This is a genomic window from Mammaliicoccus sciuri, from assembly GCF_002901825.1.
GTDB lineage: Bacteria > Bacillota > Bacilli > Staphylococcales > Staphylococcaceae > Mammaliicoccus > Mammaliicoccus sciuri.
This window is the reverse complement of record NZ_PPQD01000034.1, coordinates 141,254-166,919: the sequence shown is the minus strand read 5'-3', so window position 1 is coordinate 166,919 and position 25,666 is coordinate 141,254. Positions and strand designations below refer to the sequence as shown.

At 32.5% G+C, this 25,666-nt stretch carries 26 protein-coding genes and 1 other annotated feature (1 of these 27 only partly in view); of the genes, 8 read left to right on the top strand and 18 right to left on the bottom strand.

Features of this window, described 5'->3' with window-relative positions; translation table 11 throughout:
• Positions 1-55: 55 nt before the first annotated feature.
• Positions 56-1,168 carry an alanine dehydrogenase gene (gene ald, locus CD035_RS12265; RefSeq protein ID WP_048539595.1) on the bottom strand — a complete coding sequence of 371 codons (1,113 nt, stop codon included), beginning with the start codon at positions 1,166-1,168 and terminating at the stop codon, positions 56-58.
• A gap of 233 nt (positions 1,169-1,401) precedes the next feature.
• On the opposite strand from ald, the gene CD035_RS12260 reads away from it, so the two are divergent.
• A complete protein-coding gene (locus CD035_RS12260; protein WP_048539594.1) occupies positions 1,402-1,911 on the top strand; it encodes a universal stress protein in 510 nt (169 codons plus the stop codon).
• A gap of 43 nt (positions 1,912-1,954) precedes the next feature.
• Here CD035_RS12260 and CD035_RS14225 read toward each other — a convergent pair whose 3' ends face one another.
• From CD035_RS14225 to sppA, 6 genes are all read right to left on the bottom strand, one after another.
• Positions 1,955-2,083, bottom strand: a complete 129-nt coding sequence (locus CD035_RS14225; RefSeq protein ID WP_255209528.1) for a hypothetical protein — start codon at positions 2,081-2,083, stop codon at positions 1,955-1,957.
• Between the two features lie 128 nt (positions 2,084-2,211).
• Positions 2,212-3,408, bottom strand: a complete 1,197-nt coding sequence (locus tag CD035_RS12255; RefSeq protein ID WP_048539593.1) for an acetate kinase — start codon at positions 3,406-3,408, stop codon at positions 2,212-2,214.
• Positions 3,409-3,483: 75 nt separating this feature from the next.
• Positions 3,484-4,428 (bottom strand): class I SAM-dependent methyltransferase, encoded by a 945-nt coding sequence (locus CD035_RS12250; protein ID WP_048539592.1) that lies wholly within the window; start codon positions 4,426-4,428, stop codon positions 3,484-3,486.
• Between the two features lie 60 nt (positions 4,429-4,488).
• Positions 4,489-4,989, bottom strand: a complete 501-nt coding sequence (tpx, locus tag CD035_RS12245; protein WP_048539591.1) for a thiol peroxidase — start codon at positions 4,987-4,989, stop codon at positions 4,489-4,491.
• 79 nt (positions 4,990-5,068) lie between these two features.
• Positions 5,069-5,620, bottom strand: coding sequence for an RDD family protein (locus CD035_RS12240; protein ID WP_048539590.1), 552 nt, complete (start codon positions 5,618-5,620; stop codon positions 5,069-5,071).
• 12 nt (positions 5,621-5,632) lie between these two features.
• Positions 5,633-6,628: a signal peptide peptidase SppA gene (gene sppA / locus CD035_RS12235; RefSeq protein WP_048539589.1), complete on the bottom strand. Its 996-nt coding sequence runs from the start codon at positions 6,626-6,628 to the stop codon at positions 5,633-5,635.
• 85 nt (positions 6,629-6,713) lie between these two features.
• On the opposite strand from sppA, the gene CD035_RS12230 reads away from it, so the two are divergent.
• Positions 6,714-7,517, top strand: a complete 804-nt coding sequence (locus CD035_RS12230) for an NAD kinase (protein ID WP_048539588.1) — start codon at positions 6,714-6,716, stop codon at positions 7,515-7,517.
• Between the two features lie 58 nt (positions 7,518-7,575).
• On the opposite strand, the gene CD035_RS12225 is transcribed toward CD035_RS12230, so the two are convergent.
• The 4 genes from CD035_RS12225 to ezrA form a co-directional block, all read right to left on the bottom strand.
• On the bottom strand, positions 7,576-8,349 hold the full coding sequence (locus tag CD035_RS12225) for a sulfite exporter TauE/SafE family protein (RefSeq protein WP_048539587.1): 774 nt from the start codon (positions 8,347-8,349) through the stop codon (positions 7,576-7,578).
• 47 nt (positions 8,350-8,396) lie between these two features.
• Complete coding sequence (gene thiI / locus CD035_RS12220) at positions 8,397-9,614, bottom strand: tRNA uracil 4-sulfurtransferase ThiI (RefSeq protein ID WP_048539586.1); 1,218 nt, start codon at positions 9,612-9,614, stop codon at positions 8,397-8,399.
• Positions 9,604-10,749 (bottom strand): cysteine desulfurase family protein, encoded by a 1,146-nt coding sequence (locus CD035_RS12215; protein ID WP_048539585.1) that lies wholly within the window; start codon positions 10,747-10,749, stop codon positions 9,604-9,606. The genes thiI and CD035_RS12215 overlap by 11 nt, the downstream gene beginning before the upstream one ends.
• A gap of 141 nt (positions 10,750-10,890) precedes the next feature.
• Positions 10,891-12,585 (bottom strand): septation ring formation regulator EzrA, encoded by a 1,695-nt coding sequence (gene ezrA / locus CD035_RS12210; RefSeq protein ID WP_048539584.1) that lies wholly within the window; start codon positions 12,583-12,585, stop codon positions 10,891-10,893.
• Positions 12,586-12,721: 136 nt separating this feature from the next.
• Here ezrA and CD035_RS12205 point away from each other — a divergent pair, with 136 nt between their 5' ends.
• Together CD035_RS12205 and rpsD are read left to right on the top strand one after the other, a co-directional pair.
• Positions 12,722-13,186, top strand: a complete 465-nt coding sequence (locus CD035_RS12205; protein ID WP_048539583.1) for a GAF domain-containing protein — start codon at positions 12,722-12,724, stop codon at positions 13,184-13,186.
• A gap of 227 nt (positions 13,187-13,413) precedes the next feature.
• Positions 13,414-14,016, top strand: a complete 603-nt coding sequence (rpsD, locus tag CD035_RS12200) for a 30S ribosomal protein S4 (protein ID WP_025905513.1) — start codon at positions 13,414-13,416, stop codon at positions 14,014-14,016.
• Between the two features lie 54 nt (positions 14,017-14,070).
• On the opposite strand, the gene CD035_RS12195 is transcribed toward rpsD, so the two are convergent.
• Positions 14,071-14,823 (bottom strand): glycerophosphodiester phosphodiesterase, encoded by a 753-nt coding sequence (locus tag CD035_RS12195; RefSeq protein ID WP_048539582.1) that lies wholly within the window; start codon positions 14,821-14,823, stop codon positions 14,071-14,073.
• A 73-nt stretch (positions 14,824-14,896) separates the two neighbouring features.
• Between CD035_RS12195 and CD035_RS12190 the strand changes: the two genes are divergently transcribed.
• The 3 genes from CD035_RS12190 to serA all read left to right on the top strand — a co-directional run bounded on the left by CD035_RS12190 (position 14,897) and on the right by serA (position 18,187).
• The gene (locus CD035_RS12190; protein ID WP_048539581.1) at positions 14,897-15,340 is read left to right on the top strand and encodes an SACOL1771 family peroxiredoxin; all 444 of its coding nucleotides are present in this window, start codon (positions 14,897-14,899) and stop codon (positions 15,338-15,340) included.
• A gap of 101 nt (positions 15,341-15,441) precedes the next feature.
• A complete protein-coding gene (locus CD035_RS12185) occupies positions 15,442-16,599 on the top strand; it encodes a pyridoxal-phosphate-dependent aminotransferase family protein (RefSeq protein ID WP_048539580.1) in 1,158 nt (385 codons plus the stop codon).
• Positions 16,592-18,187, top strand: coding sequence for a phosphoglycerate dehydrogenase (gene serA / locus CD035_RS12180; RefSeq protein WP_048539579.1), 1,596 nt, complete (start codon positions 16,592-16,594; stop codon positions 18,185-18,187). The genes CD035_RS12185 and serA overlap by 8 nt, the downstream gene beginning before the upstream one ends.
• A 53-nt stretch (positions 18,188-18,240) precedes the next feature.
• On the opposite strand, the gene CD035_RS12175 is transcribed toward serA, so the two are convergent.
• From CD035_RS12175 to CD035_RS12165, 3 genes are all read right to left on the bottom strand, one after another.
• Positions 18,241-18,774, bottom strand: a complete 534-nt coding sequence (locus tag CD035_RS12175) for a helix-turn-helix domain-containing protein (protein WP_048539578.1) — start codon at positions 18,772-18,774, stop codon at positions 18,241-18,243.
• A 144-nt stretch (positions 18,775-18,918) separates the two neighbouring features.
• Positions 18,919-20,034 (bottom strand): HAD family hydrolase, encoded by a 1,116-nt coding sequence (locus CD035_RS12170; protein ID WP_048539577.1) that lies wholly within the window; start codon positions 20,032-20,034, stop codon positions 18,919-18,921.
• Between the two features lie 154 nt (positions 20,035-20,188).
• The gene (locus CD035_RS12165; RefSeq protein WP_048539576.1) at positions 20,189-20,818 is read right to left on the bottom strand and encodes a lysophospholipid acyltransferase family protein; all 630 of its coding nucleotides are present in this window, start codon (positions 20,816-20,818) and stop codon (positions 20,189-20,191) included.
• A gap of 167 nt (positions 20,819-20,985) precedes the next feature.
• On the opposite strand from CD035_RS12165, the gene CD035_RS12160 reads away from it, so the two are divergent.
• A complete protein-coding gene (locus CD035_RS12160) occupies positions 20,986-22,242 on the top strand; it encodes a S1C family serine protease (protein WP_080964634.1) in 1,257 nt (418 codons plus the stop codon).
• A gap of 535 nt (positions 22,243-22,777) precedes the next feature.
• On the opposite strand, the gene CD035_RS12155 is transcribed toward CD035_RS12160, so the two are convergent.
• From CD035_RS12155 to tyrS, 3 genes are all read right to left on the bottom strand, one after another.
• Positions 22,778-23,617: a TPM domain-containing protein gene (locus CD035_RS12155; RefSeq protein ID WP_048539575.1), complete on the bottom strand. Its 840-nt coding sequence runs from the start codon at positions 23,615-23,617 to the stop codon at positions 22,778-22,780.
• Positions 23,617-24,195, bottom strand: coding sequence for a LemA family protein (locus tag CD035_RS12150; RefSeq protein ID WP_048539574.1), 579 nt, complete (start codon positions 24,193-24,195; stop codon positions 23,617-23,619). Before CD035_RS12150 ends, CD035_RS12155 begins: the two co-directional genes overlap by 1 nt.
• Positions 24,196-24,315: 120 nt before the next feature.
• Positions 24,316-25,578: a tyrosine--tRNA ligase gene (gene tyrS, locus CD035_RS12145; RefSeq protein ID WP_048539573.1), complete on the bottom strand. Its 1,263-nt coding sequence runs from the start codon at positions 25,576-25,578 to the stop codon at positions 24,316-24,318.
• Between the two features lie 49 nt (positions 25,579-25,627).
• Positions 25,628-25,666 (bottom strand) — a binding site (T-box leader) (it continues 155 nt past the right edge of the window).

Genomic DNA, 25,666 nt, shown 5'->3' with positions numbered 1-25,666 from the left:
CATAAATTAAAAAAATGTCCAACTCAGCAATCTGAGTTAGACATTTTTTAAAATTTTATCTCAAAACTTCTTGATAAGGTGTGTATTCTTTATCAAAAGCTTTTGCAACTTCTTTATATGTTAATTTACCGTGTATTGTGTTTAAACCTTTAGCAAGTGCTTCGTTATCTTGACATGCTTTAACGTAGCCTTTGTTTGCTAATTGAATTGCATATGGAGTTGTTGCATTATTTAATGCAATTGTAGATGTTCTTGGAACTGCTCCTGGCATATTAGCAACTGCATAGTGAACGACATCATGTTTAACATATGTTGGGTTATCATGTGTTGTAATTCTATCTGATGTTTCGAATGAACCACCTTGGTCAATCGCGATGTCTACTAATACTGAACCTGGTTTCATTTTCTTAACCATTTCTTCAGTTACAAGTTTCGGTGCTTTAGCGCCTGGTATAAGTACTGACCCAATTACTAAATCACTTTCAACAACTGCTTCTTCAATATTTAAAGGTGATGACATCATCGTTTGCACGCTTGCACCAAATAAATCATCTAATTGTTGTAAACGTGTAGGATTTAAGTCAATAATCGTAACGTCTGCTCCAAGACCGACTGCCATTTTAGCAGCATTTGTTCCTGCTTGACCTCCACCGATTATTGTTACTTTCCCTCTTTTAACACCTGGTACTCCAGATAATAATATTCCAATGCCACCATGTGTTTTTTGTAGGAATTGCGCACCAATTTGAGTTGACATTCTTCCTGCTACTTCACTCATTGGCGCTAGTAATGGTAATGAACGATCGCTTAGCTGAACAGTTTCATAAGCAATTGCAGTTACTTCATTCTCTAATAATGCATTTGTTAAAGATTCTTCAGCAGCTAGATGTAAATATGTAAATAGGATTAAGTCTTTCTTGAAGAATTGGTATTCTTCTTGTAATGGTTCTTTAACTTTCATAACCATTTCTACATTCCATGCTTCTTCTTGACTTACAATTTCTGCTCCAGCTTGTTGATAATCTTCGTTAGTAAATTGTGAACCTAACCCTGCTTCAGTTTCTACTTTAACAACATGATTTTGTGCAACTAAACTTGCCACGCCACTAGGTGTTAATGCCACCCTATTTTCGTTATTTTTAATCTCTCTTGGTACTCCAATAATCATTTTTCATTCCTCCTTGCTTTTATCATAACGCCACTAATTTGAAAGCGCAATCATTATTATTCATTTTTTATATTATCCTTATTTTCTAAATTTTTTTAATTTTCTTACTATAACGCAATCTTAACATACTTTATATAAAAATCGTGTAAATTCCCTATTATTTAAAAGTTTATATTGTTATTTTTTCAGAAAATTATGATATAATTAAATAAAAGAACTAGGAGGCGGTTTCTATGTTAAGTTACAAAAATATTTTAATTGCAGTAGATGGATCAACTGAATCAGAATGGGCTTATAATAAAGCTGTAGCCGTTGCTAAACGTAATGATGCTAAATTAACAATTGTTAATGTTGTAGATTCAAGATCATATGCAAGTGTTGAAGCCTATGATACTCAAATAGTAAATAAAGCAACAAGTTTTGCTGAAAGTTTATTATCTGGATATAAAGAATTCGCTGAGAATAATGGTGTTCATAATGTAGCGACTAAACTTGAATTCGGATCTCCAAAAACAGTTATTCCTAAAAAATTAGCAGTAGAATTTGACGTAGATTTAATCATGTGTGGTACTTCAGGATTAAATGCAGTAGAACGATTTATCGTTGGCTCTGTATCAGAATCAATAGTGAGAAACTCACCATGTGACGTTCTAGTAGTAAGAACAGAAACAATGCCTGAAGATTTCGAACCAGTTGTAGCAACAAAAGAATTATTCGAAGAACACCACGAAGTAAATAAATAGATATAAGAAAAGCGTTCAGTCGAAATGGCTGAACGCTTTTATATTAGTTTTGATTATTATTTTGATCTTTTAAGTTTTGGTTATTTTCTTGTTTCTGTTTTTTAGATTGTTCTTTAACGACTCTGCGTGTAACGATTCTAACTAATCGCATTAATGCTCTCTCTGGTCTCATTTATATATCCTCCTTAGAATATGCATTACTTACATATAACCGAAGAATCACTTTTTAAACATAAAAAAACGAGACTGGCATCTTATTCACACATAAGTTACGCCTGTCTCGCTTTTAAATATACTTGATTATCCTAAGTTACCAAATTTCACAACGTCACGTGCGATCATAACTTCTTCGTCAGTTGGAATTACAATAACTTTTACTGGTGAATGTGGGTAGTTGATGAATGCTTCTTCTCCACGTAAACCTGTGTTTAAGCGTTGATCCCAATATACACCCATAAATTCTAATCCTTCTAATACTTTAGCACGAACTGTGTCAGAGTTTTCCCCTACACCAGCTGTAAATACAATTGCATCTAAGCCGTGCATTCTTGTAGCATATGATCCCATATATTTATGGATTCTAGATGCGAATACATCTAATGCTAATTTAGCACGTTCGTTACCTTCGTTAGCGTCTTGCTCAATATCTCTTAAGTCACTTGATGAACCTGAGATACCAAGTAAACCTGATTCTTTATTAAGGATATTTAATACTTCTTCAGCATTTTTACCAGTTTTCTCCATGATATATGGAATTAAAGCTGGGTCAAGGTTACCTGAACGTGTACCCATTGTAACACCTGCTAATGGTGTGAAGCCCATTGAAGTATCAACTGATTTACCACCGTCAATTGCAGCAATAGAAGCACCATTACCAATATGACAAGAGATAATTCTTAATTGATCTAATGGACGATCTAATAATTCTGCTGCTCTTTCAGATACATATTTATGACTTGTACCATGGAAACCATATTTACGAATACCGAAATCTTTATAGAAGTTGTAAGGTAAGCTGTATAAATATGATTCTTCTGGCATTGTTTGGTGGAATGATGTATCGAATACTGCAACATGTGGGATACTTGGCAATAATTTTCTAAATGCTTTAATACCCATGATGTTTGCTGGGTTGTGTAAAGGCGCTAAATCAGTTAATGATTCGATTTTAGCTAATACATCTTCAGTAACAAGTGCTGATTCTGGGAATAATTCTCCGCCGTGAACAACACGATGTCCAGTACCTTGAATATCATTAATGTCTTCGATGATATTATGCTCTTTTAAAGCTTCAATCATGATATTTACTGCAACTTCATGATTTTCAATATCTAATGTTTTTGTAATTTTTTCCCCGTTAACCGTAATTGAGAAAATTGAATTTTTCAATCCGATACGCTCGATTAATCCTTTTGTGATAACTTTTTCTTCAGGCATCTCAAATAATTGGAATTTTAAAGATGAGCTACCAGCATTAATTGCTATAATTTTTGTCATTTAGACTTCCTCCTGATAATACTATTCTATACTATTTAAACACTAATACAGTTATGAATCAAGCATTAATACAGTTTATAAAGAATGATTTTCTTTCATCCATTCATCTACTTCTGATAAAAACGTTTGCAATTGAGATTGTGCCTTGAAATCTGGTATATTTGCTAGCAATACTTCAACACTCTTAGTATTTCTAGGATCTTTCTTCTGTAAGATTAATAGTGATTTACGTGATTGTTCTGTCTTGAATAATGAATTAGGAAAGTTTAAAAATGCTTGCATTTCTGTTTCTGTTGCAATATATTTTTGAAGCTGTTTCACTTCTTCGCCTTCAAAGATATTTGTTGGTACGATTAAGAAAACATACCCACCTGGTCTAGTTGCTGTAACAGCTTGTTCTAATAATAAATAATGACTATAACTATGCCCTTCATCAAAGCCTAATTTCATCTCTTTACTGCGTTCATCAACTGGGTAATATCCTACTGGTAAATCGCCGACAATAACATCCGCTTCTTCTAAAGGTAGTGGCATAATGGCATCTTGTGGATACACATCAAATGGTATTTCTAAGAAGTTAGCTAAATGTATACTTACACGTTGTAATACAGGATCAACTTCAATCAAGTGGTGCATCAATGTCTTATCTTGATTTTGTTCGTTGATTGTTGCACTTAAATGTCCTGTACCACTTGCAATATCTACAATGTTTAATTCTTTTTTGTTTTTGTTAAATAAATTTACAAGATAGCTTAATATAAACCCAATAGAATCTGGCGTCATTTGATGATTGGGTTGAATCACTTCTTCTTTTAATAAACTTAAATAAGCAAATTGGAACGCTTTTCTTCGTTCTTGTAATGTTGATTGTTCTAAAAGATCTCTTTGGTTTGTATAAATGTCTTCCATCGCCAAACCAAGATTCTCTATATAACTTTGTCCATTCTCATCGTGGAGGTCTTTACTTTTTACATCAAGTTTTTCAAATAATACTTCCATCATATTCTTTTCTTCAGTCATAATTGCCCTCTTTCGTATAAAAAGCTGTCCACTAAATGGACAGCAGTTTATGGTTGTTAATTAGTCTAAATTTTTAAATGCTTCTAAAGCTTTGTCATAGTCAGGATGGTTTGTACCTTCACTCACTATTTCTGCATAAACAACTTTATTATCTTTGTCCAAAACAAATACTGAACGTGCTAATAAACGAAGTTCTTTCATGATAACACCATAGTTTTCACCAAATGATAAATCACGGTGGTCACTTAATGTAATCACATTATCTAATCCTTCAGCTGCACACCATCTTTTTTGAGCAAATGGTAAGTCGTTAGAAATTGTTAAAACAACGCCATCTTGTTCATTTGCAGCTTCTTCATTAAATTTACGTGTTTGTTGACTGCACACGCCTGTATCTAAAGAAGGTACGGCACTAATAAGTTTCTTTTTACCTTCATAGTCTTTTAATGTCTTTTCAGATAGGTCGTTTGCTAATACAGTAAAATCAGGTGCTACTGAACCTATTTTAACTTCCTCACCTAATATTGTAATTGGTTCATTCTTGAATGTAACTTGCGCCATAAAAAAAGCCTCCTTATTCTTGATAAATATATTTTATCATGATTAAAGAGACTTTAAAATTCTTTTGATTATAACTTAGTTATCCAATCACATTTTGGAAGTCTTTTCTCATTTGAACATATTTGTTTTTGAGAACGACTGTTTCCCCAAAATAGTCATGAATACCTTTATGCTTTTTAGTAAATGCTACTACAATATATGGAATGCCTAATAGTGCACCAGATATAATTCGCCCGATCCATTCTCTAAATAGGACATCCTTCAATTTGAGCGGTTGAGTATCTTCTCGATAGACACTTAAACCTAAGATCATCTTGCCTAGTGTTGCTTTAAAATAATACGTCATCAACACGAAATATAAATAAAATATTAAGGCACTTGCCATATTTTCAACACTGAAGTATGGCACCCATAGATAAGAATCATTGATATCTGTAAGTGCAAATATCGGACTTAACACAATACCTTTAAATCCTGCTAAAGCTAAGATATCGATGATATAAGCTAAAAATCGGACCCAGAATCCAGCAAATACGATGGATTTAATATCAGACATATATTTATTGACAGTACGCTCAATTTCACTTTGTTCACGTGTAGTAGCGACTTGTTCATAACTTGTTTCTGTCATTACAATCCCTCCTTATTCACCGTATAAATACATAGGTTGTGGTGATTTATTCGCTTTAATTAATGCTTCATATTTAGTCATATCATCTAAACCTATCATAGAAGAAAGTTTACTTTTAGCAGCCATTGGGAAGTTTAAGAATCCACCTGATGTATCATATGTTACAACTTGTGCATTTTTCGATTTAATGTCACTTCTTAATGCTTTAATTGCATCATCTTCATAACCAATTTCATCAATTAAGCCATTTGATTTAGCTTGTTGTGCAGAATATATTCTACCATCAGCTAATTTCTTAACTTCTGATTCTGACATATGTCTACCATCTTTAATGACATTTACAAATTGTTTATAACTATCATCAATGATGGATTGCATGATATCGCGTTCTTCTTTTGACATTTCTTTCATTGGATTCAAGATTTGTTTATGTTTACCAGAAGTAACAGATTCATCTTTCACACCTAAATCATTTGCAAGTTCTGAATAATTAATGCTTGAGATAATAACGCCAAGTGAACCTGTTAATGTTTGTGAACCTGCATAAATTTTGTCAGCTGGTGTTGAAATATAATATCCACCTGATGCTGCCATATTTTTCATTTGTACATAAACTTTTTTATCTTTAGCTTTAATTTCTTCTAATTTTTTATGTATTTCATCACTTTCATATGTTCCACCACCTGGTGAATTCACAACTAGAAGTACACCTTTAACTTGATCGTCTTTTTTAATTTTATCAAGTTGTTTTAAGAAGGATTCATGATTATACCCTCCTCCACTAAATAACGACTCTTGGACACCCGTATCTTGAATGGTACCATCTACTGATAATTTAACAATTTTACTACTACTATCACTACCAGATACGACAGACTCACTAATACCATCTGAATCTGTTACTGATTTTTTCCACGAATCGTCTAAAAATATGCCAACTGTGCTGACAACTATACCACCTACAACTAAAACAGCTGCGATGATTATCGCTATAATTCGTTTAGACATAGTATCATCCTTTCTATTTTAAATATTTACATTTATAATAATAACAGACTTTAATAATAACTGTAACTTTTGGGAGGAATAAATTATGACTTCGTATAAACGTATTTATTTATTTAGTTCAAAAGACCGTGACGTATTGGAAACACGCGAAAAGATTCAGAATGAAATGGAACCACACGGATTTGAATTTGTTTCAAATTACGATGATGCAGATATTATTGCTTCAGTTGGAGGAGATGGGAGTTTCTTACAAGCTTGTAGAAAAACTAACTTTAATAAAGACAAAGTATATATTGGTATCAAAACACGACTAGACCAAAATTATTTATATGTTGATTTTAGTATTGATGACATTCCACATTTAGTAGAATCTATTGATTCTCATGAAGTAAGTGTCAGAAAATATCCTGTCCTAGAAGTAAACTTGAATAATCAAATGTCTTATATGTGTTTAAATGATTTTTACATTAAATCAAGTGTTATCAAACCGATGAAGATGGAAATATACATTGATGACGAATACTTCGAGGCATTCAACGGGGATGGTTTGTTAATATCAACACCAACAGGATCAACAGGATATAATAAATCATTAGACGGCGCAATTATTGACCCTAAAATTAGAAGCATGCAACTAACTGAAATCGCATCACTGAATAACAACAATTTTAGAACAGTGAGTAGTTCAGTAGTATTAGGTGATACAAGAACCCTTAAAATCATACTCGATAAAGAAGGAAACTACTATCCAATTATGGGACTAGATAATGAAGCATTAAGCATTCAAGAAACAGACTTTATATCACTTAGAATACAAGATAAATATATTCGAACACTGAAATTACCTCAAAATTCATTCTGGAGTAAAGTACAAAGAAAATTCTTATAAAAATAAGTAACAATCCCATAAATTAAAACACCTTAGCGCCTATGCGCTAAGGTGTTTTTTACATAAAGTGACTACTAATATAGTCATATAGATTTTTGAGTATTAACGTGATTGTTACAACAATAAATAATACTTTGACGTATGATACGCCTTTTTTAATAGCAAACGTAACCCCTAAATACGAACCGATTACCATAGATACTGCCATACTTAATCCATAGATATAATTGACATGTCCTAAAACCATAAATAACAGTAATGCACCTATGTTAGAAGCAAAATTTAAAAATTTAGCATTCCCTGCTGCGTGTAAATAATCAAGGCCGATTATTAATAAAGCAAATAGGAAAAATGATCCTGTTCCGCCTCCAAGAAATCCATCATAATAACCAATTACCGTTACACCAATAATAAACAAGATTGCTTTTTTTAGAGACAATTTCTTGTATCGATTAATGTCTCCCCAATCTTTTTTTACAATTGAGTATATGGTTACAAGTGCCAATATAATAATTGCTAATGGCTTTAAATATTCTGGTGGTAAATATGTAGCAGTAATCGCACCGAATATCGAACCTACAAAGGATAATGGAAATAACTTACCTACAATATCGAAATCTACTTTCTTTGCTCTTATAAATTTCATCGTACTCGTAAATGAACCGAATGAACTTGCTAATTTATTCGTACCTAGAGCTGTGGCTGGATCCATTCCTACTGCTAGTAATGCAGGTAAAGAAATCAATCCTCCTCCACCTACAACTGAATCGATAAACGATGCAATTAAACCAAACAAAATAATGATTAATAATATATTTAAATCAAACTCCATATGGATATCTCCTCTACTTTAATGATAACGACATCCCAACGTTCGTATTAAAGTAGTTCATCCATCCATTCTTCTTTTTGTTGATTCAAATCATCGTGCTTAGAAATTGTAAGTGTTTCTACATTTTTAACCGCTTCATCAATTAGTGGACCAAAATCAAATTTTGATTCAAAATATTCCACTTTTTCTAGTTTAGGATTTGTCTTTGGATTTTTTGGTGTAAATATCGTACAACAATCCTCAAATGGTTGAATTGATAAATCAAATGTATTAATTGCTTTCGCCTTTTTAACGATATCTTCTTTATCAAATGTAAGTAATGGACGTAATATCGGCATTGATGTTACGCTGTTAATGGCATACATACTGCCTAAAGTTTGGCTCGCTACTTGTCCTAAATTCTCACCATTTACAATAGCGTGTGCACCGATTTCATGTGCTACTTTCTCAGTAACTCTTAACATCATTCTTCTTGTACTTGTCATTGTAAAGCTTTCTTCAACGACTTTATGAATTTGCTTTTGGAGTTCTGTAAAAGGTACAATGTGCAATTTGATATCGCCTGTTAAGTGAGCAAGTTGTTTTGTTAAATCGATTACTTTTTGTTTAGCTTGTTCACTTGTATATGGCGGACTATGAAAATGAATAGCTTCAATTGTCACGCCTCGTTTCATCACTTCCATGCCTGCCACTGGTGAATCTATTCCACCTGAAAGCATAAGTAATGTTTTACCACCTGTCCCAACAGGTAATCCACCAGCGCCTTCAAGTACGCGGTTGTACATATAAATAGCGTCTTTACGAACTTCTACTTTTATTTTATGATCTGGTTGTTTAACATTTACTGTTATATGATCAGTATTTTGAAGTACATGACCGCCTAATTCTTGTTGCAATTGAAAAGTATCAAGTTCAAACGTTTTATCTGCACGTTTGACATCTATTTTGAATGTATCTCCATCTTTAAAATCATACGCAAACTTTAAGGCAATTTCTTTCATTAAATCTAAATCTTTATCAATTCGAACTACTGGACTTACAGAGTGGACGCCGAAAACCGTTTGAATTCTGCTCATCATTTCTTCAATGTCAGAACCTTCGTGTACATCTATATACATACGGTCACGATTCGCACGTACTTTATAACCTTGAAGTGGCATTAATCGGCTCTTGATGTTTGCTTTTAATTTATTCACAAACATATTTCTATTACCTGTTTTTAAAGTCAGTTCTCCGTATCTCACTAAAATGTGATCAAAATTCATATTTTATTAACTCCTTTACCTCTTTATATACTTTATCAAAGGCATCTTTAAAACGTTCTATTTGTTCATTCGTTAAATCTGGTGCAATACTTATTCTTATACTTCCTTCAATAACAAGGTTGCTTAATCCCATTGCTTTTAACGTTTCATTATGAGAACTTTTCTTTGACGAACATGCACTCGTTGTAGACAAATAAATTTCATATTTAGAAAATGCATTGACTAATACTTCACCTTTAACACCTGGAAAAGAAATATTTAATATATATGGTGCTGCATCGATTGGTGAATTAATCAAGACACCTTTATATTGTGCTACAAACGCTCTAATTTCTCTACCTCTTTGACTTAATGCTTGAGCATTATTTTCCATATTATCGTTCATTATTCTCATCGCTTTTGCTAATGCAATATTGACTGGTGCATTAACTGTTCCGCTTCTTAAGCCTTGCTCTTGTCCGCCACCAAATATTATCTGTTTAATCGATTTAATTTGTTTAATCGCCAGTATACCTGAACCTTTTAATCCGTGGAATTTATGCGCGCTTAAACTATAACTATCCGCTAAATTAATATCTAATGGTATTTTCCCAAAACCTTGTACACCATCTACATGAAAATGCACTTTAGGATATTCTTCTAAAATTCGGCTAATTTCTTCAATCGGTTGAATTTGCCCCATTACATTATTGACATGCATACATGTTACAAGTACAACTTCATCGTTAAGCAATTCTTGTAAAGATGATATATCTAATTTCCCATCATTTGTCGTTTTAATATATTTCAAATTAAAACCTTCGTCCTCTAAGCCTCTCATCGTTTCAAGAACTGACGGATGTTCCATTTTAGTTGTTAGAATTGTATTACCAAATCTCTTTTTCGCTTTTGCCATCCCTTGAAGTGCTATATTATTCGATTCAGTAGCACCACTTGTAAATATAATATTGAATGGGTCTTTTAAATTTAAATATTGTTTAATATTTTCTCTTGCTTTATCAAGTAAATGAGCAATCTTTATGCCAGCAGAATGAGGACTATTTGGATTAAAAAAGTATTGTTGATTCATTTGTATATATGTTTGAATAACATCCTCATTAGGCTTTGTCGTTGCAGCATTATCAAGATATATCATACTGTCACCTCTTTTTTTCATTATATAATGATACCACAAGTCATTTCGTATAGATATACTAATTGACTTAGAAAAAACATCCACTAACTCAGAAAAAATAAAGGCAAAGACATTTGCCATGTCTTTGCCTTTACAACGTTCTTATCGTTTATTTACATCTTCTTCTATTTTTTCACTGATACCAGGTTCAACTTTTTCAAGCGCTGCTTCTGCTATTTCAATAGCTCGTTTGTATCTATTGTTAGCAAATAATCTTTCTGCTTCATTAAGACTCTTATTCAGTTCATTATTTTCTTTTCTATATCTATTACCATATTGAATTAATGTTTCAGCATGAACTGCATTAATAAGTACATCTGTTGTTTCATCTTCAAATTTATTCATTTGAAGAACAATGTTACTTACTTTATCTTTTACATACTGTACATTAATAGGTCTTTGACTAAAGATTTTATTCACTTCACGAATTTCGTGATCAATTTCATTTTTCATAATGATAAATCTTTCAGGTACACTTGGTAAATTTGATGCTAATAAATTTCTATATATTTCTTCTTTCTTAGATTGAACACGTAATGTATTTTGTTGAGCTGTAGCTTCGTCTTCTCTAAGAGAAACTAAATGATTTTGTATTTTTTGTTGATTATCATTAATAACTTTAACATGTTCTTCTATATATAGAAGATTATCTTCAACTTCACTATAGCGTACGTTTGTTTTAGCCATTTCACCTAAAATTTCATCGTATACGCTGATTAAGTTTTGAATTTCATTCTCGTACTGTCTTACTTTATGTACATCTTCTTCGGAAATATAATAGTTCTCTTTAACATATTCAATTTCTGTTTGAAGTGTGTAGTTCATATCTTTAGCATGGAATAATTCATCTGTAATAATTTCTTTAGATTGTTCGACAGTATTTTTAGATTTTACTTCATGTTCGATTAAATCATACATATCATCTAAAGCATCATTAATTTCATTAATAATGCTTTCAGCTTTCGTTAATTCTAATCTTCCAATCAATGGTTCAACTAAATTTAATTTACCACGTAAAGTTTGTAGCGTACCTTCCACTTTAACATGTTCTAGGTTGTAACCTTCAACTTTTAAATCTCTACATCCAAATTTCAAGTCTTGGAATTGACCTGGTAATTCTTTTTGTACATCTTTGATCAATAATGGAATTTCATTCATATCTTCTTGCATACGTTTCATATCCGTATTAAGTTGATCGATATGACCACTTGCTTTAATGTAGTGTCCATCTTCAACAAGTTCTTCATATTGTTCAATTCTAGGTAGAAAAGCTTCGATGTTTTTTTCGATTAGTTCAGCAGCATCCCCAAACTGGTGTCTATTCGCTAATACTTCTCTCTTCGTTTCTCTATAAATCTGTTTAGATTCATCGTATAGTTTGTCGCTTGTTTCCACTGTTGTCATTAATTCTGTAACACTCTGAGTTAAGCGCGTATATTTCTTTTCTATACCATCCATTATTTTGTTAGCATCTGCAATACTTTCTTCAGATTGTGAGAACTTAAATTTATCAAGTTCTGCATCAGCATCGTGAATTTTAGCATCTACAACTTTTAAATCTTCTTGTAAAACAGTTTGCCATTCTCTCTTAAATTGGTCATACTTGTCTTTAGCTTCACCATGGATATTTAATTTTTTAAGCTTAGCTAATTCATCTTGAAAAGGTAATTGCTTAATTTTTTGCTTACGCTGCTCAGTCTCAGTAATCAAATTTCGCTTTGATGTACGCAACCATAACATTATACCAATACCAATTAATATAATGATTATAACTGCAAGTGTTATATAAATTGCCATTATGTATTCTCCTCCTAAATCGTTCTCTTTATTATAACGTAAAATATATATCCAACAAACCTTTTTCTATGCAAAACATATTCAAAATCATAAAATAGTAATATAATTCAAATAAATATTGAAATGAGGAATAAAAATGTCAGAACAACAACTAGATTATTCATTACTCAACCGCCAATTAGATGGTTTATTATCAGGAGAACGAGATTTAATTGCTAATTTAAGCAATGCATCTGCGTTTATCAACCAATTCTTACCAAACATCAACTGGGTTGGGTTTTATCTTATTAAAAATAATGCCTTAAAACTTGGTCCATTTCAAGGATTACCTGCGTGTGTAGACATTGAAATTGGTAAAGGTGTTTGTGGAACAGCTGTTGCCGAAAACCAATCACAACTTGTTGAAGATGTTAATCAATTCCCTGGCCATATTGCATGTGACGCTAATAGCCAATCAGAAATCGTTATACCTATATACTATAACAAAGAAATCATCGGTGTGTTAGATATAGATGCACCTGTTAAATCAAGATTTAATCAAACTGATCTTGAAGGGTTAGAATTACTTGTCAAAACACTTGAAAAGCATATCCATCTTTAAAAATATAAATTGACATGAACTAAACAAAAATGTATAATAGCTTTTGTGTGAATTAACGAAAGTAGCAGTTAAATATTGTAAGGCTCTATGTTATTCCCAAAGAAGGCGTGTTGTGTAACCGCGGCTGCAAGGTGAAGGCACACAAATATAACATATCCCTATGAGCATTTAACATTCTTTCTTGTTTCTTCATAACAATCAAACAAGAAAAAAGGAGGAACTTCAAAATGGCAAGATTTAGAGGTTCAAACTGGAAAAAATCACGTCGTTTAGGTATTTCATTAAGCGGCACAGGTAAAGAATTAGAAAAACGTCCTTACGTACCAGGACAACACGGTCCAACTCAACGTAAAAAATTATCTGAGTATGGTCTTCAATTACAAGAGAAACAAAAATTACGTTACATGTACGGAATCAACGAACGTCAATTCCGCACTATTTTCGATAAAGCTGGTAACATGAAAGGTATCCACGGTGATAACTTCATGGCGCTATTAGCTTCACGTTTAGACGCAGTTGTTTACCAATTAGGTTTAGCTCGTACTCGTCGTCAAGCACGTCAATTAGTTAACCACGGTCACATTACTGTAGATGGCGCTCGTGTTGATATCCCATCTTACACTTTAAAACCAGGTCAAACTATCAGTGTTCGTGAAAAATCACAAAAATTAAACATCGTATTAGAATCAGTTGAATTAAGTCATCACGTTCCTGATTACTTATCATTCGATGCTGACAAATTAGAAGGTACTTTCGTACGCGTTCCAGAACGTAGCGAATTATCTGCTGAAATCAATGAACAATTAATCGTTGAGTACTACTCTCGTTAATCTTTGTTCAAACAAAACCACTTTCATTTCGAAAGTGGTTTTTTATTTTATAATTTATGACTTCATCCATTCATCTAATATATGCGCATAATCCGATATTAAACCATCAACACCCATAGCTAACATTTTTTGAGCCGTATGTTTATCATTAATCGTATATGGCAGTATCTTAAGATGCGATGCATGTGCAGCTTTTACAAATCTTCTCGTGACAATTTTATAATTCGGATTAATATAGTTTGCATACTCCCCTATTTTCTTAATTGCCCTTTTACTTATAAAACGATCTTTCTTCTTAATTAAGACACCTAATTCTATTTCAGGCCATAAAATATTTATTTTTTGAATTGCATTTCTATTAAATGATTGAATCATAATTTGATTGTTCGAAATACCATGTTGTTTGATCATAGTAATGATATCCTCTTCGATGTTCGGATAATTTTCAGGTTGTTTAATTTCTATTAGAAGCTTTATATATGTGTCTTTTATTAATTTAAGTACATCTTGAAATAACGGAATTTGCTCTCCAGAATATGCTTCCCCTTTCCATTTACCGACATCATATTTTGTTAATGCTTCGTACGTTAATTTTCTGATGATCCCTTTTTCTTGTGAAGTACGGTTCGTCGTCGGATCATGAATAACAACAAGCTTACCATCTATTGTTCTATGTATGTCTATTTCAAGAACGTCTATATTGAATTCTATTGCACGTTTAAAAGAAACCATTGTATTTTCTGGTGCTAAAGATGGAACACCTCTATGTGCAACTTTTAATTTACAATTTTGATTATACACATTCATTGTCTACTCCTTTAAAATCAGTCATACTATAGATTATACCCAAATATTTTTATTTATAGAAAGGAACATGATTATGACAACACATATTTTTAATTTAAAAGGAACATGGACAAAAGGTAGAAATGCTTCTGGCCATATAACTACTGATAACTTATCTACACGCGTATCAATTCCAGAAGTAATGGATGGTCCGGAAATCGGCACAAATCCCGATGAAATGCTACTTGGTGCAGCTTCAACTTGCTATATGATTACATTGGCAGCAATGATTGAACGCTCTGAAATTGATATCGAGAGAATTGAAGTGGCTTCTAAAGGTCATGTTGATGTAGAAAATGGTGTAATCACTTATAAAAAAATAGAACATTTCCCAATTATTTATTTATCTGAAGAACCGGATGAAAATTTACAAAAAAGATTAAATAGACTTGTTCAAAAAGCAGAAGAATCTTGTATGGTAACACGTGCTTTGGCTGGCAATGTTCAAGTTGTAGCAACTGGGGAAATAAGATTTTAATAATGAAAACGTTTTAATCAGAATTTTCTATAAATTCTCTATTATTTTACTATTTTCTTTGCTACAATATAGAACATAAATTCAGTAAGGAGTGTATATATATGTATCAGCATGATTCTTTATTACTCGCACCAGGTCCTACAACTGTTCCAAGGGAGATTTTAGAAAGTATGAATCAACCTATGACAGGACATAGAACAAAGGAATTTAGTCAAATTATTCATCAAGCATCAAGAGATTTACAAACAATTTTTGGGGCTAAACACCCTGTTGCTATTCTAACTTCATCAGGAACAAGTGCTCTTGAAGCAGCTATGGTTAATGTAGCGAATCCTGAAGATGATATTGTCATTATTGTTTCAGGCGCTTTTGGGGATAGGTTTAGAAAAATCGCGTCCTCTTATCCTTTTAAGGCACATATTTTTGAAGTTGAATGGGGAAAAGGTGTCGATTTAAAAGAATTTGAAACATATTTAAACTCACTTAATGTTGATGTTAAAGCCGTATTTACTCAATTCTGTGAAACGTCTACTTCTGTTAAACACCCTATTAATGCTTTAGGTAAGTTAGTTAAACAATTTAATCCTGACATCTATTTTGTAGTGGATGGCGTTAGTATTATTGGAGCAGTAGAAGTAGATATGGAACAAGACAACATCGATGTTCTCGTTTCAGGTAGTCAAAAAGCAATCATGTTACCACCTGGGGCAGCATTTGTAGCATATAATGATAGAGCTATTGAAAGGTTTAAAGAAGTGAAAACTTCAAGATTTTATTTAGATTTAAATAAATACATAACTTCTTTAAACGATGATTCAACACCTTTCACACCTGCTGTATCACTTATTAGAGGTGTACAAACTTATTGTGATTTAATACAAAAAGAAAAATTTAAAAATACAATCAAAAGACATGAAGTATGTAAATCAGCTGTTCGAGAAAGTTTAAAAGCATTAGATATTGAACTATTAGTTGAAGATGAATTTGCATCACCTACTGTAACAGCTTTTGTACCAAATAAAAATGAAGTTAAGACGATTAAAGATGAATTACTTAATAGGTTCAACATTACAATTGCTGGTGGTCAACAACACCTTAAAGGCACAATATTAAGGGTTGGTCACATGGGTAAAGTCTCACCAAATGACATGTTGCAATTTATTAGTGCATTAGAAATTATACTTTCAGAAATACGTGAACAATCAGTACTTGGTAAAGGTGTTTCAAAATTCCAGGAGGTAGTTAATCAATATGTTTAAAGTAATTGTAGTCGATCCAATATCAGAAGAAGGTTTAAAAAGTTTAACAGATCATGAAAAATTCGAAATAGACATCAAAACTGGCTTGAGTGAATCAGAAATCGTTAACATTATCGGTGACTATGATGCTTTAATCGTAAGAAGCCAAACTCAAATCACACCCCCAATCCTAGACGCAGCGAAAAATCTTCGTGTTGTAGCTAGAGCTGGTGTTGGTGTTGATAATATTGATATCGATCACGCAACAAAACAAGGTATTCTTGTTATTAATGCGCCTGATGGAAACACTATTTCTGCAACAGAACATTCTATGGCAATGATTCTTTCTATGGCTCGAAATATTCCAGAAGCACATCGCTCCTTACAAGAAGGTAATTGGGATAGGAAAAAATATCGTGGTACTGAATTATACAAGAAGACACTCGGCGTAATTGGTGCAGGTAGAATAGGATTAGGTGTTGCGAAACGTGCTCAAAGTTTCGGCATGAATATTCTTGCATTTGATCCTTATTTATCTAGCGATGACGCGAAACGTTTAGAAATTACAAGAGCGACCGTAGACGAAATTGCTGAACAAGCAGATTTCATTACAGTACATACCCCTCTTACACCAAAGACTAAGGGACTTGTAAATGAAGACTTTTTCAATAAAGCGAAACCTAACTTACAAATTATCAATGTTGCCAGAGGTGGTATTATCGATGAAGATGCCTTAATTAAAGCACTTGATGAAGGTAAAATCGAAAAAGCTGCACTAGATGTATTTACTGAAGAACCGGCAAATAACACACCACTTACGCAACATGAAAAAATCATCGTAACACCACATCTTGGCGCTTCAACTATCGAAGCTCAAGAAAAAGTTGCAGTATCTGTTGCAAATGAAATCATTGATATTTTTGAAAATAATAACGTCTTACACGCTGTAAACGCACCACAAATGTCTGGTGAAGTTGAAGCAGAACTAAGACCTTTTGTAGAATTAAGTAGAACAACTGGTGAAGTTGGTATCCAACTATTTGAAAAAGGTCCAAGAGAATTAAAAATTAAATATCATGGTGAAATTGCATTAGATGATACAAGTTTAATTACAAGACAACTTGTTATGGGTGTCTTACAACAAGACTTAGGTGATCATGTTAATTTAATCAATGCACTCGTATTGTTAAATGAACAAGGCGTAACGTATCAAATCGAAAAAAATAGTAAAAAATATGGTTTCAGCAACTATATTGAATTAGAATTAGTGAACAAAGACCATTCTATTAAAATCGGTTCGACTGTATTAAATGGTTATGGACCTCGTATCGTAAGAATCAATGACTATCCTGTAGATTTCAAACCAGAAAAGCATATGTTACTTATCCATCATAATGATAGACCAGGTATCGTAGGTAAAATGGGACAAATCTTAGGAGAACATGGTATCAATATTGCTTCAATGCACTTAGGTAGACATTCTATCGGTGGAGAAGCATTAATGATATTATCAATAGATGATGAAGCATCAGATGAAACAATAAATGACTTATTTGCTATTGATGGCTTCCAAAGTATTAAAAAAGTCGAACTAAATAAACAACTATAAACAATCAACCACGTGTTAGCATTCATCTAACACGTGGTTTTTATTATACATAATTAACTTACAAATGCTTTAAGTTCAAGTCTTGCTCGATTGTTGTTCATTTCATGAATATCATAGTACGTTAAGATATGTAACCTTATATCATTAATCATTTTTTCTTCAGATGATTTACCAATACTTCTCACTTTACCTACAATCCATAAAATAAATGATGTTAAAACAGTTTGGGATACGTCTTTCATATATTGCTGATCATGAGATATATCAGATTGCTTTATATCATTAATCAGACTATAAACCTCTTTACCAACTAAAAATTCTTTAGGACTCGTATCAATCACAATCTTTAGTTCGTCGACAGTGTGTGCTTTATAAAGTGTCCCCTTTTCTTTAATTTGTCGTAATTCATTTCTAGTATTGTCATAGCTTAAATTAAGGAATTGAGCAATCTCTTTAATTAATTCTTCACTATACGAATTAGGATCTTGCTTATTGAGTTTAGAAATTTTCTTATGTGAGAATCCAGTTTGCCTCATAAAATGGTTTCTATCAGCATCATGATTTTTAAGTAAAATATCAATATACATTATTCCAACCCCCATTTGTTTTTCAAAATTTTATTCACACTTCTATTATACAATATTTGTAAGTAAATATTGTAATAAAATCTTATAAATTATTTATTTATCAAAAAAAACCACAAATCATCAAAGATTTGTGGGATGTTAAATTTATAATAATACGTTTCTAATATCTAATATATTATCTACAATATAATCAGCATGGTAATCTTCTAGCTCTGCTCTTGCTGACTGACCTTTTAATCCAGTAAGTGTGCCTATAAATGTTGCACCTATTTTTTGTGCACTTAATAAATCAGCTAATGAATCACCTACTATATATATATCTTGCTCACTAAACACCTGTTCTTGTTCTTTAATATAAGTTAAATAGTTCTCTGGGTCATTTCCACCATTCGCTATTAAATAACTAAACGGATTTGGTTTACCGAGTGGTTTGAATTCAGGATATGTTGTTTCTGCTTTAAGAACTTCTGATGCTGTTCCTATATGGAATTCATCAAATTGCTTTAACCAACCGATTGTTTCAAATGGAACGATTGTTTCTGTTCTTGGTCTACCTGTAGCAATACCGATTTGATATCCCGCTTCTTTCAAATCTTCTAGCAATTGCGTCACTTCATCCACATTTGCTAACACTACTTCTTCTTTTATATAACCATTTTTAAAAGTTGTACGTGGTGTCTTATGTTCAACTTCTTGATATAACTCAGTACCTAAGTACCATTCTTGATAAACTTCTTGAGCAACATCCCAGAACTTACTTTTCAATTCAAAAATTGAAGCATCTTCTACATTGAGTTCTTCTTTCGCAAAAGCGATAAGATCATGATAAATATTTTCTTTACCGGAAGTCGCTTTAGATAAAAATCGACGAGGTGTTTCTATATTGATCTCTTGGCCTACTATTTGTTGAGCATAATTTTTCAAAGTATTGTCGTCAAAGTTAACGTTACTCAAGTCTAGATTTTTAGCTTTTGCTTGCTTTAACAATTCAATTAAATGTGTACTAATCACAATAAAAAGCATATCCCAGTTAGAATTTAAACCTAAAGACTTAAGTTGATTCAGAATTTGATCATCAATAAATATGTCTTTTCTAATTTGTTTAATATCTTGTTCGTCTAATGTTTCAATGTCTACTGTTCCTTTTAAGTTTAAAAAAGCTTCACTATATAAAATTTCATAAACTGTTAAAGCAGAAACATCAAAACATCTTTCTTCACTTAAAAAAACACCGTCTACATCAAATAATACTTGTTTCATATTATGCCTCCATTTTTTGAACATTCTGATTATAATTTTAGCATAGATTATTACCGAATACAGTAGTATTACAACATAAGATAAATGAAAACGTTTTACTTTAAAATGCAAAAAAATCTTACAAGCAAATGGTCGCTTGTAAGATTTTTTAATATTATTTTTGTCTAGATTTATGAGCAATATACGTTACTTCTTTTTGTAAAGTATTCGTTCTTTCTTCTAATAAAGTCATAATTTTAGCTATTTTTTCACTTTTCTTTAAATCACTTGGTAAGTCGTTTGGATCAATCGGCTCTCCAAATTTAATAAAGGACTTTTGTCTAAAACCAAAAATTGATTTAACTTGTTTAGGGCCTTCAAAAGCAGCTGGTACAATTGGTTTATTACTTAATACAGCAATCGTAGCTGCCCCTCTTTTCAATGGTGCCTCTCCTGTTTCTGCTCTATGACCAGATGGGAATATACCAACACTTTTACCTTCTTTTAATAATTTAACTGGTATTTTTAATGTACTTGGACCTGGGTTTTCTCTATCAACTGGAAATGCATTCAATGAATGAAAGAACTTATCTGACCAGTCTTTCGAAAATAATTCCTTTTTAGCCATATAATTAATTTCTGTAGGATATAAACTTAAAGCTAACATGATAACTTCTACATATCCTGTATGTGTACATGTAACGATATAAGGTTCATCAGGAACTTTTTCTTTATTGATTGCTACAATTTGTTTCCCGAATTTTTGAAAAATAGTATATAAAACAGTACTCGCAAATTTATACATTTAATGACCACTCTCTTCTTAATGATATACATATTCTATCATTGTCGTACTTGTGGAACAAGTTTTCATACAAAATATTGTAACAATTTAAAACAACCATATCATTAGCTTTTTAAAGGGATTTCTATAATAATTATTTTATGGACAGTGTTTAAGGAGGCAATACAATGGATCAAAATCAAAATGAGGATCAACAAAATATTAATAAGACAACTTCAAATGGTTACTATTACAAACAAAAGAATAAAATCCCTTGGTATCAAAGTTGTCTTATCCCATTTATTTCTGGTATTCTAGGTGCGGTGTTAATACTCGCATTATATATCGGAGGGACTAAAATAGTAGATGTATTTAGCAATTATAATGATGAAGCAAACATTACTAAAGCACCTGCTAATGAAAAAGGTGGCAATATTAAAGATAATAAATCTAGCAACAAATCCGTTTCTAAAATGATTGAAGATGTTTCACCTTCAATTGTAGGTGTTATTAACAAACAAAAAGCAAGCGGACTTGAATCATTTTTCGGTGGTAACAACTCTGAGGATTCAAACGGGTCTGGTGATTCAGAAGAAACAGGTACAGGTACAGGCGTGATTTATCAATCTAATGGTAATAGTACATACATTGTAACGAACAACCATGTTATAGAAGGTGCAAATGAAATAGAGGTTCGCCTTCATAATGATAAATCAGTGAAAGCAAAACTTGTTGGTACAGATGTTATGACAGACTTAGCAGTATTAAAAATAGAAGGCAATTATAATATTAAACCAATTAAATTCGCAGATTCATCTAAAGTTAAAGCTGGAGAAACAGTATTTGCTCTAGGTAATCCATTAGGTGTCGAATTTGCAAACAGTGTGACACAAGGTATTATTTCGTCACAAGAACGTACGATGAATGTACAAACTTCTCAAGGTGTGACAGAAGCAACAGTAATTCAAACAGATGCTGCCATAAACCCAGGTAACTCAGGTGGTGCATTAATCGACTTAAACGGTAACCTTATCGGTATTAACTCAATGAAAATTTCAAGATCTGATGTAGAAGGTATCGGTTTTGCAATACCAAGTAATGAAGTAAACAATATCATTAAAGATATTATGGATGACGGTAAAGTTACACGACCTTATATCGGTATCAGCATGATTTCAATAGATGATATACCAAACCAATACAAAAAAGAATTAAATCTCACAACAGATAAAGGTGTTTACATTTCTGAAGTAGATAAAAAAGCAGACAACGGACTTAAAAAAGATGATGTCATCACTAAAGTAGACGATAAAGATGTATCAGTCGTTTCTGATATTAAAAATTATATCTACAATGAGAAAAAACCAGGTGACAAAATCACAATCAAATACATTAGAGATGGTAAAACACATACAACAAAAATCACATTAAAAGAACAAAACTAAATTATATACCGCATGGGACAATGATAGAGTCCCATGCGGTTTTTAGATAGTTGCCAAAGTATTATGCTTTAGGTGCATTTTTTATGTGCTTCCATAGTTACATTTCAGACGACTTTTGTTACTATGGGTGGCCTTAGTTACATTTCCCACGACTTTTGTTACTATGGGCATCCTTAGTTACATTTCAGACGACTTTTGTTACTATGGCGGCCTTAGTTACATTTCGACCGACTTTTGTTACTATGGGCGGCCTTAGTTACATTTCGACCGACTTTTGTTACTATGGGCGGCCTTAGTTACATTTCGACCTACTTTTGTTACTATGGGCGGCCTTAGTTACATTTCCCACGACTTTTGTTACTATGGGCCTCCTTAGTTACATTTCGACCGACTTTTGTTACTAACGGCCTTCTTATTAACATTTCAGCCGACTTTTGTAATCATATCTACTATTATATATACATAAACTCCATATAATAAAAAAAGCATGCAACCCATATCGAGTTGCATGCTTTTTCTATATACATATTACAAACTAAAATCCTCTTCCTGCGCCTCCGCCAGAGAAGCCGCCTCCTCCGCCGAAGCCACCTCCGGAGAACCCGCCACCAGAACTACCTGATGAACCTCCAAAGATAAATGGTCCAGTCATACCGCGTCTTGTACCTCTTCTATTTCCACCTCTTGGAGGTCTACCGCCTCCATTTTTGAAGTAAATGATGAAGAATACAATAATAAATATGATAAAGATGATAAATGGTATTTTTCCTAACCCACTACTTTGTGGCTCGTCTTCAGTAAACTTCTTACCATCGTATCCGTAACTTTTAGCTACTTCATCCCACACTGCATCATATAAATTTGTTAAACCTTGACTGTAATAGGCGTTTGCTTTTTTAGTATCTTTAGTTTGAGAAGCTTTCTTTTGGTAAGGCATAAATTTAGAATCAATCAATTCCCCAACTTTAGAGTCGTTGAGGACACCTTCAAGTCCATCTCCAACTGCTATATCAATACCTCTATTATTGTTCTCATTACCGTTATCCATATTTAAAAGAATAACGATACCGCGATTATGCTTTTGGTCTCCAACTTTATAGTGTCGACCCGCTTCTAATGCATAATCTTGGCGAGGTGTTTGACCTATTGATTTCATCGTCATTAACAAGATATCTGCATCTGTTCCATCTTGTAATTTTTGACCCTTTTGATTAATTTTGTCTTTATCTTGATCAGTCATTAATTTAGCATGATCTTGTACAAATACAGGCTGTTCTAACTTAGGAAATTTATCATCAGCTGCATGTACGACATAACTTAGTGAAAAAAAGCTAACAATAAGCAAGACACAAAATCGTTTAAACATTAATTTCATTAAGATTCGTCTCCGCCAAAATCAACTTTTGGTGCATCTTTAGCTTCACCTTTGGCTTGGAAGTATTCTTTTTTATCAAAATTAAACAATCCTGCTACGATACTAGAAGGGAATCTACGAGTAGCTTGATTATATTCATTAATAGATTCGTTATAATCTTTTCTAGCTACTGCGATTCTATTCTCAGTACCAGCTAATTCGTCTCTTAATCCTGTAAATTGCTTATCTGCTTTTAAATCTGGATAATTTTCACTGATAGCAAGTAAACGACTTAACGCACTATTAACTTCACCATTTGCTTCTGCTTTTTCTTCTGGCGTATTCGCACCTGCTAATTTGCTACGTGCATCTGATACATCTTTGAATACTTTTTCTTCGTGTTTCGTGTAACCTTTAACTGTATCAACTAAGTTAGGAATTAAGTCAACACGTCTTTGAAGTTGATTTTCAATATTAGATAATGACTTATCCGCTTCTTCTTCAAGTCCAACTAATCTATTGTATGGACCGATCATAAATAAGCCAATAATAACAATTACTGCTACAACAACAATAATTGGTCCTAAATATTTTTTCATTAAATGTCTCCCTTTCTATTTATAAATAAATTGTCTTCTTTATTATACAATAAATACCATATGTATGCTAAAAAAGACTGAGACAAACATGGTTGCCTCAGTCTTAATAGCTTATAAATATTAAACGTATTTAACCATTGTGTATTTCTTCTTACCTCTTCTTACAATTGTAAATTCGTCATCTATTTTATCTTCGCTTGAAATCTCATGGTTAACTTCTTGAATACGTTCACCGTTTAAGTAAATTGCACCATTCGTAATATCTTCACGTGCTTGTCGTTTTGAAGGAGAAACGCCAGCTTCAATAATAAAGTCAACAAGTTGTACAGTTTCAGAACTCACTTCAGCTGTTGGCACATCTTTAAAACCTTCTACGATTTCTGATTTTGTTAATGATTTAATATCACCTTTAAATAGTGCATCTGTAATTCTTTTAGCTTCTTCTACAGCTTCTTCACCATGTATAAAGCGGACCATTTCTTCAGCTAATACTTTTTGAGCTTCTCTTAAGTGAGGTGCTTCTTCAACTGTTTTTTCAAGTCTTTCAATTTCTTCTCTATCAAGGAAAGTAAAGTATTTCAAGTATTTTACAACATCAGCATCTTGTGAGTTAATCCAGAATTGGTATAACTCGTAAGCTGAGGTTTTACTTCTATCTAACCATACAGTACCTGATTCAGATTTACCGAATTTTTTACCATCTGCTTTCGTAACAAGTGGAATTGTGAAACCGTAAGCTTCAGTGTCACCGTACATTCTTCTCATTAAATCTAATCCTGTCGTGATGTTACCCCATTGGTCAGAACCACCGATTTGCATTTTACAATCGTAATTGCGGTTTAAGTATCCAAAATCAATGGCTTGTAAGATCATGTACGTAAACTCAGTGTATGAAATACCTGTTTCTAATCTCGTCTTAACAGAATCTTTCGCTAACATGTAGTTTACACCTACGTGTTTAGCGTAATCTCTTAAGAATGAAATTAAGTCTATTTCTTTTAACCAATCTTTATTGTTAACAAGAATCGCTGAGTCTTCACCTTCAAAATCAAATATTTTATGCATTTGATTCATAATCCCTCTAACGTTAGCTTCAACTTGTTCATCAGTTTGTAATTTTCTTTCTTCTGAACGACCTGATGGGTCACCAATCATACCTGTACCACCACCGACTAAGACGATTGGTGTATGACCATGATTTTGGAAACGACGTAGTGTTAAATATGGTAATAAATGTCCAATGTGTAAACTATCAGCTGTTGGATCTGCACCACAATATATTTTAACTGACTCTCTATTTAATAAATCTTCAATTTCTTGTTCATCAGTTTGTTGATAAATTAAACCTCTCCATTTTAAATCTTCTAAAAGTTCATTTGTCATTATATTTTCCTCCTCTAAAATAGAATATAAAAAAGCACCCTCACAAAAATGTAAGGGTGCTTGAATACACGGTACCACCATACTTATG